The sequence below is a fragment of the Shinella zoogloeoides genome (genome assembly GCF_030733845.1).
Classification (GTDB): domain Bacteria; phylum Pseudomonadota; class Alphaproteobacteria; order Rhizobiales; family Rhizobiaceae; genus Shinella; species Shinella zoogloeoides_C.
The window spans coordinates 2807717-2822309 of the sequence record NZ_CP132311.1; the positions used below are offsets into that span (position 1 = coordinate 2807717).

Below are 14593 nucleotides of genomic sequence, written 5' to 3' on the forward strand. Positions count from 1 at the left end.
GGCCACCGGCCCCACGAGGAAGAGAGACACCAGATGATCCGACATGTCCAAGCCCCCCGCACCGCCTTCGCACCGGCGGATGCCGCAGCCAGCGCCCAGCTTGGCGATCTTCCCGGCTGGAACCTTGCCGATCTCTATCCCTCGAAAGAATCCCCCGAATTCCGCAACGACATGAAGAAGGCCGAGGCCGATACGCTCGCCTTCGAGGCCAAGTGGAAAGGCAAGCTGGACGCGGCGACCGAAAAGACGGGCGACGAAGGCATCGGCGCGGCGGTGCGCGAATTCGAGGCGCTGGAAGACGTGATGGGCCGCATCATCTCCTATGCCGGCCTCACCTACTTCACCAACACCACCGATCCGGCGAACGGCAAGTTCTACGGCGATGCCCAGTCGAAGCTCACCGATCTTGGTGCGCATCTTCTGTTTTTCTCCCTTGAACTCAACAGGATAGCCGACGAGCGCATTGACGCGGCGCTTACCAACGATCCGCTTGCCGCCCATTACCGCCCGTGGATCGAGGACCTGCGCAAGGACAAGCCGTACCAGCTCGACGACAGGACGGAACAGCTCTTCCTCGAAAAGTCGATGACGGGCGCTGCCGCCTGGAACCGTCTCTTCGACGAGACGATGGCCGCGCTGCGCTACACGATCGACGGCGAGGAACTGCCGCTGGAAATCGCCCTCAACCAGCTCCAGTCGCCCGATGGCGAGGCGCGCCGCAAGGCCGCGCAGGCACTGGCCAAGACCTTCAAGGACAATATCCGCACCTTCACGCTGATCACCAACACGCTCGCCAAGGACAAGGAAATCGCCGACCGCTGGCGCGGCTTTGCCGACATCGCCGACAGCCGCCACCTTGCCAATCGCGTCGAGCCGGAGGTCGTCGCGGCGCTGGCCGAAGCCGTGCGCGAAGCCTATCCGCGCCTCTCCCACCGCTATTATGCGATGAAGGCAAAGTGGCTCGGAATGGAGCAGATGGAATTCTGGGACCGCAATGCGCCCCTTCCCGAGACACCCGACGCGACGATCTCCTGGGACGAGGCGCGCGATACCGTGCTCGCCGCCTACGGCGCCTTCGCGCCCGAAATGGCCGCCATCGCGAAGGACTTCTTCGACAAGGGCTGGATCGACGCGCCGGTGCGCCCCGGCAAGGCGCCGGGCGCCTTCGCCCATCCGACCGTGCCGTCCGCCCACCCCTATGTGCTCGTCAACTACATGGGCAAGCCGCGCGACGTGATGACGCTCGCCCACGAGCTCGGCCATGGCGTGCATCAGGTCCTGGCCGGCGGCCAGGGCGCGCTGATGGCCTCGACGCCGCTGACGCTGGCCGAGACTGCCTCGGTCTTCGGCGAGATGCTGACCTTCCGCAGCCTGCTCGACAAGACGAAGGACAAGCGCGAGCGCAAGGCGATGCTCGCCCAGAAGGTCGAGGACATGATCAACACGGTCGTGCGCCAGATCGCCTTCTACGAATTCGAGCGCAAGGTGCACACCGCCCGCAAGGAAGGGGAGTTGACGAGCGACCAGATCGGCGAGCTCTGGCTCTCCGTGCAGGGCGAAAGCCTTGGCCCGGCGATCCGCATTTCCGAGGGCTATGAGACCTATTGGGCATATATTCCCCACTTCATCCATTCGCCCTTCTACGTCTATGCCTATGCCTTCGGCGATTGCCTGGTGAACTCGCTCTACGCCGTCTACAGCCAGGCCGAGGCCGGCTTCCAGGCGAAGTATTTCGATCTGCTCAAGGCCGGCGGCACCAAGCATCACACCGAACTCCTGAAGCCCTTCGGCCTCGATGCGAGCGATCCGTCGTTCTGGAGCAAGGGACTGTCGATGATCGAAGGGCTGATCGACGAGCTGGAAGCGCTTGATAGGGCCTGACCTCAAAAGAAGAAGCCGCGCATGACCGACCGCGAACGCTTTGTGCTCCTCAGGGACGACCGTGAGGACCGGACGGTGGTTTTCGCCGAGCCGATCGCGGTCGTCACCGTGCGTGATCGCGCCGGCTTCGAACCGGCTTTCGCGGCCTTGCAGGCGGCGCATGCGAAAGGCCACTGGATCGCCGGCTTCATGAGCTATGAGGCCGGCCATCTCTTCGAGGAAAAGCTCGCCCCGCTCGCGGTGGAGAACCGCCCGACCCCGCTCATGAGCTTCGGCATCTTCGAGGGGCCGGCGGACGATCACCCGCTCGCAAGACCGCGCCAGCGCGTCGAGAACGAGCCCTTCCTCACCGAGCCGAAAGCCCATTGGGATTTCGAGACATACCGCAGCCGCTTCGACCGCCTGCACCAGCACCTGCGCCAGGGCGACTGCTATCAGGCGAACCTCACCATGCCGATCCGCGCCCGCTGGGCCGGCGATCCGCTCGCCGCCTTCTGGTCGCTGATCGAGCGCCAGCCGGTGCGCTACGGCGCCTTCGTCTCGCTCGACGGCCCGCAGCTTCTCTCGCGCTCGCCGGAACTCTTCTTCGACATCGACAAGGACGGCTGGATCGAGACGCATCCGATGAAGGGCACGGCGCCGCGTGGCGCCAGCGCGGCGGAGGACGAGCGGATCAAGGCCGCCATGCAGGCCGATCCGAAGTCGCAAGCGGAGAACCGCATGATCGTCGATCTCCTGCGCAACGACATCTCGCGCATCACCGAGGTCGGCACGCTGCATGTGCCGAAACTCTTCGCCGTCGAGACCTACCCGACCGTGCACCAGATGGTGAGCCATGTGCGGGCCAAGCTGACGCCGGGCATCTCCATCCGCGACATCTTCGCCGCCCTCTTCCCCTGCGGCTCGATCACCGGCGCACCGAAGATGCGCGCCATGGAGATCCTGCACGACCTGGAGGACGGCCCGCGCGACGCCTATTGCGGCGCCATCGGCATGATCGCGCCTGATGGCACCATGCGCTTCAACGTCGCCATCCGCACCATCTCGCTCTTTGCGGACGGCAGCGCCGTCTTCAATGTCGGCGGCGGCATCGTCTTCGATTCCACCGCCGAGGCGGAGTATGACGAGTGTCTGCTGAAGGCACGCTTCGCGGTGGGGGACCAATGGATCTCTCGCTGATCGAGACATTGCGATGGGAGCCGGATGCGGGCTTCGTGCGGCTGGAGCGGCATCTGGCCCGTCTGGCGCGCTCGGCGGCGGAACTCGGCTTGCCGGGAGCGGAAGGGGCACGGAGCGCCTTGCTTGCGGCGCTACCCCCCTCTGCCCTGCCGGGCATCTCCCCCTCAAGGGGGGAGATCGGCAAGGGGCAGCGGCTTCCCGGGCGGCAAACCACCTCGGCTGCCGCACCGAACGAAAAGGAAGGCATTGAGCCATCCCCATCGATCTCCCCCCTTGAGGGGGAGATGCCCGGCAGGGCAGAGGGGGGTAGGCCGTACCTGACGCCTCTCCGCATCCGCCTCGAACTCTTCCCCGACGGCCGCATCGACGTCCAGACGGCCCCCTTCACCCCCCTCGCCCCGGACACGACCTGGCGCATCAAAATCGCCGCCACCCGCCTCGCCTCGACCGACCCGCTGCTGCGCCACAAGACCTCCCGCCGCGCCGCCTATGCCGCGGCCCGCGCCGAATTCCCGGCGGCGGAGGCCGACGAGGTGATCCTTCTCAACGAACGCGGCGAGGTCTGCGAGGGCACCATCACCACGCTCTTCCTCGACGACGGCTCCGGCATGCTGAAGACGCCGCCGCTTTCCTGCGGCCTGCTCGCCGGTGTGCTCCGCGAAGAGCTTCTGGAAAATGGCAAGGCCGTCGAGGCGGCGCTGCGGCCGGATGACCTGTCGCGCGGCACGATCTTCACCGGCAATTCGCTGCGCGGGCTGATCCGCTGCGTGCTTTCATGACGTGCCGGATGCCGGTCGCGGGCGGTTAAACATATCACCGCAGAAATTCTTGGCCGCTCTTTATTGTGACAGAAATCTGTGCTCTAGCGCTGCCATACTATGCTAGGGGCCTAGAGCCCTGATTTTCAGCGCAAAGCGGCCGTCCGCAGGAGACCCAAATGGCAGACAGCACCTATCCGGTTTATGGCGAGATCACCGGTCCGATCGTGATGATCGGCTTCGGCTCCATCGGGCGCGGCACGCTGCCGCTGATCGAGCGCCATTTCAAGTACGACCGGAACCGGCTGATCGTCATCGAGCCGCGCGAAGACGCCGCCGACGCCGAGATCTATGCCCGCCATGGCGTGCGCCACATCAAGGCGCATGTCACCAAGGAGAACTACAAGGACCTCCTGAAACCGCTCCTTCAGGAAGGCGAAGGCCAGGGATTCTGCGTCAACCTCTCCGTCGATACCGGTTCGCTCGACCTCATCAAGCTCTGCCGCAAGCTCGACGTGCTCTACATCGACACGGTCGTCGAGCCCTGGCTCGGCTTCTACTTCGACAAGGGCATGAAGAACGCCGACCGCACGAACTACGCCCTGCGCGAAACCGTGCGCAAGGAGAAGGAAAAGCACCCGGGCGGCACGACGGCCGTTTCCACCTGCGGCGCCAACCCGGGCATGGTCTCCTGGTTCGTCAAGCAGGCGCTGCTCAATCTCGCCAAGGACCTTGAGCTGAAGTTCGAAGAGCCCTCGCAGGACGACCGCGAAGGCTGGGCCAAGCTGATGAAGAAGGTCGGCGTCAAGGGCGTGCACATCGCCGAGCGCGATACCCAGCGCACCAAGAACCCGAAGCCCTTCAACACCTTCTGGAACACCTGGTCCGTCGAGGGCTTCATCTCCGAGGGCCTGCAGCCGGCCGAGCTCGGCTGGGGCACCCACGAGAACTGGATGCCGAAGAACGCCAAGAAGCACAAGAAGGGCAGCAAGGCCGCAATCTACCTGGAACAGCCGGGCGCCAATACGCGCGTGCGCTCCTGGTGCCCGACGCCCGGCCCGCAATACGGCTTCCTCGTCACCCACAACGAATCGATCTCGATCGCCGACTACTTCACGGTGCGCGACAAGGACGGCGACGTCACCTTCCGCCCGACCTGCCATTACGCCTATCATCCCTGCAACGACGCCGTCCTGTCGCTGCACGAGATGTTCGGCAACGGCGGCAACCAGCAGCCCACCCTGCACGTCCTCGACGAGAACGAGCTGGTCGACGGCGTCGACGAGCTCGGCGTGCTGCTCTACGGCCACGACAAGAACGCCTACTGGTACGGTTCGCGCCTGTCGCTGGAAGAAACCCGCCGCATCGCGCCCTACCAGAACGCGACCGGCCTGCAGGTGACCTCCGCCGTGCTCTCCGGCATGGTCTGGGCGCTCGAGAACCCGAAGGCCGGCATCGTCGAGACGGACGAGATCGACTACAAGCGCTGCCTCGAAGTTCAGACGCCCTATCTCGGCCCGGTCGAAGGCCACTATACCGACTGGACCCCGCTCGACGGCCGCCCGGGCCTGTTCCCGGAAGACCTCGACACGAAGGACCCGTGGCAGTTCAAGAACATCCTGGTGCGCTGAACCACTGGCACGATCACGACGAAGACGCCCGCGGCAAAACCGCGGGCGTCTTCGCTTTCAATGGGATAATGCCGGTTCGCCGGGCGGCGCGTCTTGCTTTCGAACAGTCTTCGCGGCATGTTCTGCCGAACCGGACGGGTGGTTCGCGCCGCCGTGACCTTGGGAGAACCAGATGAAGCCGATCACAGCCCTGAGCCTGCTTGCCGCCGCCGCCGCGCTCGCCTCCTGCCAGACCGAACGCGCGCCGCGCGACATGCCGGTGTCCCAGCGGCCCATGCCGACAGGGGTGGAAGGCGCCTGGGTGGATCCGAACGGCATCGTCTCGACCTTCGCGGCAGGCACGTTCACGACGCGCACGACCGACACCAACCAGCTTCTGGCCTCGGGCACCTACGTCAACAATTCGCCGACGCTGGTCGAGATCAACATGACCTCGCTGGTGCGCAACACGCAGTCCAAGGTCAATTGCGCGCTGGTCAGCCAGAGCCAGCTCAACTGCACCACGGCCGAGGGTGCGCAGTTCTCGCTCTCCCGCCGCGCCTGAGCCGGGGCAGATATCCGCAAAAGGGCCGCAAGGCCCTTTTTTCGTTTCCTCTCATGAACATGGCAGCGCTCCGCCGCGCCGTCTTTTCGCTTGAAGTTGCCGGCAAGCGGTGAAAACATCCGCCGGCCGGCTGTCAACTTTCCGGTCTATGGAATGCAGATGGCCCCTCCCGCGCCGTCGATCGCGGGCAAACGAGGAGAACAGGACCCATGACGATTTTCCGATCCGGCCTTCTGGCCGCCTCCCTTATCGCGCTCTCCGGCGGCTCGGCGCTTGCGGATTACGAGCTGAACATCCTGCACATCAACGACCTGCATTCGCGCATCGAGGCGATCAACAAGTTCGATTCGACCTGCTCGGCCGAGGAGGAAGGCAAGGGCGAATGCTTCGGCGGTGTCGCGCGCCTCAAGGCTGCGATCGATGCGGAGCGCCAGAAGCTTTCCGGCAAGAACGTGCTGCTCCTCAATGCCGGCGACAATTTCCAGGGCTCACTCTTCTACACGACCTATAAGGGCGCGGCCGAAGCCGAATTCCTCAACCTCATGAAGTTCGACGCGATGACCGTCGGCAACCATGAGTTCGACGACAGCGAGGACGGGCTCGCGACTTTCCTCGACAAGGTGCAGTTCCCCGTCGTCACCGCCAATGTCGCGGCCAGCGCCAGTTCGAAGCTCGGCGACCGCATCAAGCCCTTCATCGTGATCGAGCAGGGCGGACAGAAGATCGGCATCGTCGGCGCCGTGGCGAACGATACGGCCGAACTCTCCTCCCCCGGCCCGAACGTGCTGATCGGCAATGACGTCGCCGACATCACCGCCGCCATCGGCGAGCTGAAGAAAGAGGGCGTCAACAAGATCGTCGCGCTGACCCATGTCGGCTATCCCCGCGACCTTGCGGCCATCGCAAAGATCCCGGATGTGGACGTCGTGGTCGGCGGCCATACCAACACCTTCCTCTCCAACACCTCGGACAAGGCCGAAGGCCCCTATCCCACGCTGGTCGACAATCCCGGCGGCTACAAGGTGCCGGTCGTGCAGGCGGGCGCCTATACGAAATATCTCGGCAACCTGAAGGTCGTCTTCGACGATGCCGGCGTCGTCAAGGAAAGCTCCGGCGAGCCGATCCTGATCGACGCATCGATCAAGCCGGACGAGGCCGTCCTTGCCCGCATCAAGGATCTTGCCGGCCCCATCGAGGAGCTGAAGAACAAGATCGTCGCCGAAACCGCCGAGCCGATCGACGGTTCGCGCGAGACCTGCCGTGCCGCCGAATGCGCCATGGGCAACCTGGTGACGGACGCCATCCTCGACCGCACCAAGGACCAGGGCATGACCATCGCCATCACCAATGGCGGCGGCCTGCGCTCCTCCATCGACGGCGGCCCGGTCTCGATGGGCGAAGTGCTGTCGGTCCTGCCGTTCCAGAACACGGTCGCGACCTTCCAGCTCAAGGGGTCGGACCTCGTCGCAGCGCTGGAAAACGGCCTCAGCCAGATCGAGGAAGGCGCCGGGCGCTTCCCGCAGGTCTCCGGCATGAAATATTCCTTCGACAGGTCCAAGCCGGCCGGCAGCCGCGTCTTCTCGGTCGAGGTCAAGGAGGGCGACGCCTTCGTACCGCTCGACCCCGCCAAGACCTACGGCGTCGTCTCCAACAACTACATGCGTTCGGGCGGCGACGGCTATTCGGTCTTCGCCAAGTCCGGCCTGAACGCCTACGATTTCGGCCCGAACCTCGAACTGGTCGTCGCCGACTATCTCGCTGCCCACCGCCCCTATAAGCCTTATACGGATGGACGCATCACCGAAGTCGCGACTGGAGTAGTACTGGAGACCCAGGCCACGACCGACACGTCGACAGCCGACGATGCGAAGCCGGCAACCGGCGAAGCCTCCACGGACACGGCCGCAAAATCGACCGAGGGCACCGCGACCACCGGCGACGCCGCGGCCACGGCAATGGAGGCGGAAACCGCCACGAGCGCATCCGGCACGGCCGCGACGGCTGGCGGCAAGCATGTCATCGCGCGCGGCGACACGCTCTGGGATATCGCCAAGGCGGCCTATGGCGACGGCGCGCTGTGGCGCAAGATCGCGGAGGCAAACGGCAATCCGCGGCCCCGCGCGCTGCATGTCGGCACGGAGCTTTCGATCCCGGCCAAATAAGGACAATTTGTCTCCACTTTTTCTGCCGGTCCGGGCTTTCCCGGACCGGCATTTCTTTTTAGAACCGTTCTGAACGGAACGGCCCTCGCCGCGTATAAGAACGACAACCAGCACGCACAGGATCAACCATGGACATCGTCGCCAAGCCCGCCGACCATCCGCCCGTCAAGCATGGCAAGGTCGGCGTGCTGCTCGTCAATCTCGGCACACCCGACGGCACGGACTACGCGTCGATGCGGCGCTACCTGAAGGAGTTTCTGACCGACAAGCGCGTGATCGAGTGGCCGAGGATCGCCTGGTATCCGATCCTCTTCGGCATCGTGCTCAACACCCGCCCCGGCAAGGTCGGCAAGGCCTACGAGACGATCTGGAACAAGGACAGGAACGAGAGCTACCTGCGCACCTATACGCGCAGCCAGGCCGAACTGATGGCGACGGCCCTCAAGGACTATTCCGAGGTCGTCGTCGACTGGGCCATGCGCTACGGCCAGCCCTCGATCGCCTCGCGCATGGAATACCTGCACAAGCAGGGCTGCGAGCGCATCCTCGTCTTCCCGCTCTATCCGCAATATGCCGCGGCGACAACGGCGACCGTCAACGACAAGGCCTTCGAGACACTGCTCAAGATGCGCTGGCAGCCGGCGCTGCGCACCGTGCCGCCCTATCACGACGATCCGGCCTATATCGATGCGCTCGCCGTCTCCATCGAAAAGCACCTTGAGACGCTCGACTGGGAGCCGGAGCGCGTGCTGACCTCCTTCCACGGCATTCCCAAAAGCTATTTCGAAAAGGGCGACCCCTACTACTGCCAGTGCCAGAAGACCGCCCGGCTGCTGCGCGAACGGCTCGGCTGGTCCGGAGAGAAGCTGATGGTCACCTTCCAGTCGCGCTTCGGGCCGGAGGAATGGCTCCAGCCCTATACCGACAAGACCGTCGAGAAGCTGGCGCAGGACGGCATCAAGCGCATCGCCGTGCTCAATCCGGGCTTCGTTTCCGATTGCCTGGAAACGCTGGAAGAGATCGCCGAACAGGCCGCCGAAAGCTTCCTGCACAATGGCGGCGAGAAGTTCGCGCACATCCCCTGTCTCAATGACTCGCCGGAGGGCATGGCCGTGCTGGAAAAGGTCGTCAGGCGCGAGCTTTCCGGCTGGGTCTGAGCCCACATTAATTCTTCTTCCCGTCCAAATAGACTGGCATCGCGGCGCGTATTGCCTACAGTAGCGCCGCATTGCATTTTGGAGAGAAGAACATGGATTTTGCCGGACTGGATATCGTCGTCATCGCCCTTGTGGTGCTGGTCATCCTGATCCTGTTTGCCGGGATCAAGACGATCCCGCAGGGTTACCAGTACACGGTCGAACGCTTCGGCCGCTATACGCGCACGCTCCAGCCCGGCCTCAACCTGATCATCCCGTTCATCGACCGCATCGGCGCGAAGATGAACGTCATGGAACAGGTGCTGGATATCCCGACCCAGGAAGTCATCACCCGCGACAATGCGAGCGTGGCCGCCGATGGCGTCGCCTTCTACCAGGTGCTCAACCCCGCACAGGCCGCCTATCAGGTCGCCAACCTGGAAAACGCGATCCTCAACCTCACCATGACCAACATCCGCTCCGTCATGGGCTCGATGGATCTCGACGAACTCCTGTCCAACCGCGACGTCATCAACGACAAGCTGCTGCGCGTGGTCGATGAAGCGGCCAATCCCTGGGGCATCAAGATCACCCGCGTCGAGATCAAGGACATCGCGCCGCCGAAGGATCTGGTCGATTCGATGGGCAGGCAGATGAAGGCCGAGCGCGAGAAGCGCGCGCAGGTGCTGGAGGCCGAGGGCGCCCGCAATGCGCAGATCCTGCGCGCCGAAGGCGCCAAGCAGTCCGCCATCCTCGAGGCCGAGGGCCAGCGCGAAGCGGCATTCCGCGACGCCGAAGCCCGCGAGCGCCTGGCGGAAGCCGAAGCCAAGGCGACGAAGATGGTGTCGGAGGCGATCGCCGCCGGCGATGTCCAGGCGATCAACTACTTCATCGCGCAGAAATACACCGAAGCCATGGCCGCGATCGGCAAGGCGCCGAATTCCAAGATCGTGCTGATGCCGATGGAAGCCTCCTCGCTCATCGGTTCGCTCGGCGGCATCGGCGCCATTGCCAAAGAGGTGTTCGGCGACGGTTCTGCGCCCGCCGGCAACGCGCAGCGCATCCGCCAGTCGACGCCGGCGACCACCACGACCGCAGCGACGCCCGCCTTCCGCAATCCGTTCGACACGCCGCCGCAAGGAAGCTGAGCATGATCCAGCGCATTGTCACGGAACTGGGCCCGTGGGCCTGGTGGGTGCTCGGGATCGTCCTCCTGATCCTCGAAGTGCTGATGCCCGGCGTCTTCCTCGTCTGGATCGGCATCGCGGCGATCATCACCGGCGCCCTCTCCCTGCTGCTCTGGGAGCAGGCCTTCTGGGCCTGGCAGGCACAATGGCTCGTCTTCGCCGTCCTGTCACTGGCGGCCGCCCTGATCGGCCGGCGCATCATCAGCACCCGCGGCGAGACGAGCGACCAGCCGCACCTCAACCAGCGCGGCCAGAGCCTTGTCGGCCGGACGGCGACGCTGGAGCAGCCGATCAGCGAAGGCCGCGGCCGCATCCGCCTCGACGATACGATGTGGAGCGTTCAGGGACCGGACCTGCCGGTCGGCGCACGCGTGCGCGTCACGGCCAGCAACGGCCGCGACCTCACCGTGGAACCGATCTGACGGTTCTCAGGCGACGCCGATCCTCAGTAGATCGTGGAAATGCACGATGCCGACGGGGCGGAACGTCTCGTCGGTGACGATCAGCGCGGAGATGTTGTGCTGGTTGAGGAGCCCGAGCGCGGCGGTCGCCAGCGTGGACGGCTTCACCGTCTTCGGGTTGCGCGTCATCACGTCGTCGACATCGAGCTCGGAGAGGTTGCGCGTCAGGTTGCGCGCGATGTCGCCGTCCGTGACGATGCCGACGAGAATGCCGTCATTGTTGATGACGCCGACGCAGCCGTAGCGTTTCTGCGCCAGCATATGCACCGCATCCGGCATCGAGGTGCCGAGGGCCACGAGCGGCATGTTCTCCCCGCTGTGCATGATGTCGCCGATATGGGAAAGGCTCGCGCCCAGCTTGCCGCCCGGATGGAAGGTCTTGAAATCCGTCGCCGTGAAGCCCCGCGCCTCGAGCAGCGCGACGGCGATGGCATCGCCAAGCGCAAGCTGCATCAGGGTCGAGGTGGTCGGCGCAAGCCCATGCGGGCAGGCTTCCAGCGCCTTGGGCAGCAGCAACACCGTATCGGCCGCCCGGGCCAGCGCCGAGCGCTCGCCGGAGGTCATGGCGATCAGCGGAATGGAAAAGCGGCGGGAATAGGTGACGATGCCTTGCAGTTCGGCGGTCTCGCCGCTCCAGGACAGCGCGAGGATCACGTCGTCGCGCCCGATCATGCCGAGGTCGCCATGGTTGGCCTCGACGGGATGCACGAAGAAGGAGGGCGTGCCGGTCGAGGCGAGCGTCGCGGCGATCTTCACCCCGATATGACCAGACTTGCCAATGCCGGTCACGATGACACGCCCGCCGATATCGCCGATGCGGCGCACGGCATCGCAGAAGGCGTCGTGCAGGTCGCCTTGCAATGCCGTCGAGAGGGCAACCAGCCCCGCCCTTTCGGTCTCGACCGTGCGGATCGCGGAGGCAATCGCGCCGCCGCCGTCATATTTAATCTGTCGCGTGATCATGCGGCCTCGTTAGCGCTTTTGCTCCAAACTGTCCATTGCGAACGTAGACGCGCATTGCGCCTCGGTAGCAACCAAGCGTTAACCATGACGGTTTACGTTCGCTTAGGAAATTCGAGATTCGCAGGCCGATCATGACAGAGGCAAGGGGAATGGAATGCGGGCGCCCGTCGCTCCGCCTGACACGGCGACTGGCCGGGCTTCTGCTCGCCGGCACCGTGCTTGCCGCCTTGCCTGCGCTCGCCCAGCAGACGACTTCCACGACGTCGATGACCTTCCCGACGCCGCTTGCGGGAACGGGAAGCGGAACCACCACCAACGGCGAGGTACCCGGCGCAGCCGACGGCACGTCCACCACGACGGGTGCGGACGCGACAACGGACATGGACGCGACCACGACGACACGGCCCGCGCTTTCCGACGAATCCGCTGCCGCGCTCGCCGACGAGGGCGACGCCTTCGGCGCGACGGAGCGCCGGGCAGAGAGGCTGAACCAGCGCGAGGGCAATATCGACGGTTCGCGCAGCAATTTCGGCGACCCCTACGAGCCGACCGGTATCCGGGTCGGCACGTTCATCCTGCGGCCGTCGATCACGCAGAACCTCGGCTACGAGAAGAGGAAAAGCGGCTCCACGTCGACGAACCGCACCTTTTCCGAAACCGGCTTCCGGGGATCGCTGACGTCGGACTGGTCCCGCCATCAGTTGACCATCAATGCCGAAGGCATCTACCAGCGCAATATCAGCGGCACCGGCGAAACCGAACCACGCCTTCGGCTGAACAGCGATCTCAGGCTCGACCTCAGCGACGACACGGTCGCCAACATCACGGCCGGCTACGATTTCGAGCGGGAAAGTTCCAGCGATCCCAACGCCATCGACGGCGCCAGCGCCCAGTCCGGCGTCAACACCTATACGGGCGGCGCGCGCGTCACCCGCGATTTCGGCCTGATCCGCGGCACGATCGGCGCCGAGATCGAACGCCGCACCTATGGCTCGGCAACGCTGTCCGACGGCAGCAAGCTGATCCTGTCCGACCGCAACTACACGGAAGGCACGGTAACGGGCCGTATCGGCTACGAACTTTCGCCGGCCCTGATCCCCTATCTCGAAGCCTCCGTCGGCCGCTCGATCTATGACGACAAATACGATTCGCTCGGCTACGAGCGGTCGCATTCGACGCTCGGCGGGCGCGCCGGCGTGGAGGTGGATCTCGGTGAAAAGCTGCGCGGCGATCTCGGCCTCGGCTACCGGCGGGCCACCTTCGATGACAGCCGCCTCGCCGCGCTGAAGGCGCTGACGATCGACGGCTCGGTGCTCTGGTCGCCGCATCGCGGCACCGATCTGAGGCTCGGCCTCGCCACGACGCTCGAACCCTCGACCGCCGCCGGCGCGAGCGGCTACGTCTCCTATGCGGCGACGGCGGACCTGACGCACGAATTGCGCGACAATCTCGTGGCGCGGCTGAGCAGCGCCTATACGCTGCGCGATTTCCAGACCACCGGCACCACCGACCAGTCCATCTACCTGGTCGGCGCCGGCCTCACCTGGGATATCAACCGCTGGCTCGCCATGACCGGCGACGTCTCCTACGAATTGACGCGCCAGTCGGGCACGTCCGACACCGGCGTCACACGCGCCGGCATCGGCCTCGTCCTGCGGCGCTGATTACTTCAGGCCGGCGACCAGCTCTCTCAGCGGCCCCTCGACCGACGGGCGGATATCCGCACGCTCCAGCGCAAAGGCGATGTTGGCGAGGATGAAGCCGTCCTTGGCGCCGCAGTCATAGGTCTCGCCACGGAAGTGATAGGCGGCGAATTTCTGGCTGTCGGCGAGCTTCACCATGCCGTCGGTGAGCTGGATCTCGTTGCCGGCGCCGCGCTCCTGCGTGGCGAGGATCGAGAAGATTTCCGGCTGCAGGATATAGCGGCCGTTGATGAAGAAGTTGGACGGCGCGGTGCCCGGCGCCGGCTTCTCGACCATCTTCGTGATGGCGAAACCCTCGCCGACCTTCTCGCCGACGCCGACGATGCCGTATTTGTGCGCTTGGTCGGGCGCACATTCCTCGACGGCGATGACATTGGCGCCCGAATGCTCGAAGAGCTCGACCATGCCCTTCATGCAGCCCTTCTCGCCCTTCATGATCATGTCGGGCAGAAGCAGCGCGAAGGGCTCGTTGCCGACCAGCTCGCGGGCGCACCAGACGGCGTGGCCGAGGCCGAGCGGCTCCTGCTGGCGGGTGAAGCTCGTCGAGCCGGCGACCGGCAGGATGCTGTCGAGCAGCGTCAGCTCGGCCGTCTTGTTGCGCTGGCGCAGGGTTTGCTCCAGCTCGACCTGGATGTCGAAATAATCCTCGATGACCGCCTTGGACCGTCCCGTCACGAAGATCAGGTGCTCGATGCCGGCATCCAGCGCCTCGTCCACCACGTACTGGATGACGGGCTTGTCGACGACGGTCAGCATTTCCTTCGGAACGGCCTTCGTGGCCGGGAGGAAGCGTGTGCCGAGGCCGGCCACTGGAAAGACTGCTTTGCGAACCTTACGTGTCTGAGACATAGTCACCTCGTTAAGCCCATCGCCCTCATGGCCGGGCATATCTGCGCCGAATAGAATCCAATTGCTATTTTTTTGCAAAGGAAGACGGGACAAAAGTTTGATGGTAAAGAATTTGTTGACTTCGTTTTTATAAGTTTTG

At 64.7% G+C, this 14593-nt stretch carries 12 protein-coding genes; 10 read left to right on the top strand and 2 right to left on the bottom strand.

The window, feature by feature from the left end; translation table 11 throughout:
- Window positions 1–33: 33 nt before the first annotated feature.
- From Q9316_RS14915 to Q9316_RS14955, 9 genes are all read left to right on the top strand, one after another.
- The gene (locus tag Q9316_RS14915; RefSeq protein ID WP_306032365.1) at window positions 34–1881 is read left to right on the top strand and encodes a M3 family oligoendopeptidase; all 1848 of its coding nucleotides are present in this window, start codon (window positions 34–36) and stop codon (window positions 1879–1881) included.
- Between the two features lie 21 nt (window positions 1882–1902).
- Entirely contained in the window at window positions 1903–3060 is a 1158-nt protein-coding gene (locus tag Q9316_RS14920) for an aminodeoxychorismate synthase component I (RefSeq protein ID WP_306032366.1), read from the top strand.
- Window positions 3045–3839 (top strand): aminotransferase class IV family protein, encoded by a 795-nt coding sequence (locus Q9316_RS14925; RefSeq protein ID WP_306032367.1) that lies wholly within the window; start codon window positions 3045–3047, stop codon window positions 3837–3839. The genes Q9316_RS14920 and Q9316_RS14925 overlap by 16 nt, the downstream gene beginning before the upstream one ends.
- 158 nt (window positions 3840–3997) lie before the next feature.
- Window positions 3998–5449 (top strand): homospermidine synthase, encoded by a 1452-nt coding sequence (locus Q9316_RS14930; protein ID WP_306032368.1) that lies wholly within the window; start codon window positions 3998–4000, stop codon window positions 5447–5449.
- 172 nt (window positions 5450–5621) lie between these two features.
- On the top strand, window positions 5622–5993 hold the full coding sequence (gene omp10, locus Q9316_RS14935) for an outer membrane lipoprotein Omp10 (protein WP_306032369.1): 372 nt from the start codon (window positions 5622–5624) through the stop codon (window positions 5991–5993).
- 209 nt (window positions 5994–6202) lie between these two features.
- Window positions 6203–8155 (top strand): 5'-nucleotidase C-terminal domain-containing protein, encoded by a 1953-nt coding sequence (locus tag Q9316_RS14940; RefSeq protein ID WP_306032370.1) that lies wholly within the window; start codon window positions 6203–6205, stop codon window positions 8153–8155.
- A 128-nt stretch (window positions 8156–8283) separates the two neighbouring features.
- Entirely contained in the window at window positions 8284–9312 is a 1029-nt protein-coding gene (gene hemH / locus Q9316_RS14945) for a ferrochelatase (protein ID WP_306032371.1), read from the top strand.
- 92 nt (window positions 9313–9404) lie between these two features.
- On the top strand, window positions 9405–10439 hold the full coding sequence (locus Q9316_RS14950; protein ID WP_306032372.1) for an SPFH domain-containing protein: 1035 nt from the start codon (window positions 9405–9407) through the stop codon (window positions 10437–10439).
- A 2-nt stretch (window positions 10440–10441) separates the two neighbouring features.
- On the top strand, window positions 10442–10900 hold the full coding sequence (locus Q9316_RS14955; RefSeq protein WP_306032373.1) for an NfeD family protein: 459 nt from the start codon (window positions 10442–10444) through the stop codon (window positions 10898–10900).
- 6 nt (window positions 10901–10906) lie between these two features.
- Here Q9316_RS14955 and Q9316_RS14960 read toward each other — a convergent pair whose 3' ends face one another.
- Complete coding sequence (locus tag Q9316_RS14960; RefSeq protein ID WP_306032374.1) at window positions 10907–11902, bottom strand: KpsF/GutQ family sugar-phosphate isomerase; 996 nt, start codon at window positions 11900–11902, stop codon at window positions 10907–10909.
- Window positions 11903–12033: 131 nt separating this feature from the next.
- Here Q9316_RS14960 and Q9316_RS14965 point away from each other — a divergent pair, with 131 nt between their 5' ends.
- Window positions 12034–13566, top strand: a complete 1533-nt coding sequence (locus Q9316_RS14965; protein ID WP_306032375.1) for an outer membrane beta-barrel protein — start codon at window positions 12034–12036, stop codon at window positions 13564–13566.
- On the opposite strand, the gene galU is transcribed toward Q9316_RS14965, so the two are convergent.
- Window positions 13567–14454, bottom strand: coding sequence for a UTP--glucose-1-phosphate uridylyltransferase GalU (gene galU / locus Q9316_RS14970; protein ID WP_306032376.1), 888 nt, complete (start codon window positions 14452–14454; stop codon window positions 13567–13569).
- Window positions 14455–14593: the final 139 nt, after the last annotated feature.

Coding starts and splice junctions, on each gene's coding strand:
- Q9316_RS14965 (WP_306032375.1), top strand. CDS start 12,034: ATGACAGAGGCAAGGGGAATGGAATGCGGGCGCCCGTCGCTCCGCCTG.
- Q9316_RS14925 (WP_306032367.1), top strand. CDS start 3,045: ATGGATCTCTCGCTGATCGAGACATTGCGATGGGAGCCGGATGCGGGC.
- Q9316_RS14920 (WP_306032366.1), top strand. CDS start 1,903: ATGACCGACCGCGAACGCTTTGTGCTCCTCAGGGACGACCGTGAGGAC.
- galU (WP_306032376.1), bottom strand. CDS start 14,454: ATGTCTCAGACACGTAAGGTTCGCAAAGCAGTCTTTCCAGTGGCCGGC.
- Q9316_RS14940 (WP_306032370.1), top strand. CDS start 6,203: ATGACGATTTTCCGATCCGGCCTTCTGGCCGCCTCCCTTATCGCGCTC.
- hemH (WP_306032371.1), top strand. CDS start 8,284: ATGGACATCGTCGCCAAGCCCGCCGACCATCCGCCCGTCAAGCATGGC.
- Q9316_RS14930 (WP_306032368.1), top strand. CDS start 3,998: ATGGCAGACAGCACCTATCCGGTTTATGGCGAGATCACCGGTCCGATC.
- Q9316_RS14950 (WP_306032372.1), top strand. CDS start 9,405: ATGGATTTTGCCGGACTGGATATCGTCGTCATCGCCCTTGTGGTGCTG.
- Q9316_RS14955 (WP_306032373.1), top strand. CDS start 10,442: ATGATCCAGCGCATTGTCACGGAACTGGGCCCGTGGGCCTGGTGGGTG.
- Q9316_RS14960 (WP_306032374.1), bottom strand. CDS start 11,902: ATGATCACGCGACAGATTAAATATGACGGCGGCGGCGCGATTGCCTCC.
- omp10 (WP_306032369.1), top strand. CDS start 5,622: ATGAAGCCGATCACAGCCCTGAGCCTGCTTGCCGCCGCCGCCGCGCTC.
- Q9316_RS14915 (WP_306032365.1), top strand. CDS start 34: ATGATCCGACATGTCCAAGCCCCCCGCACCGCCTTCGCACCGGCGGAT.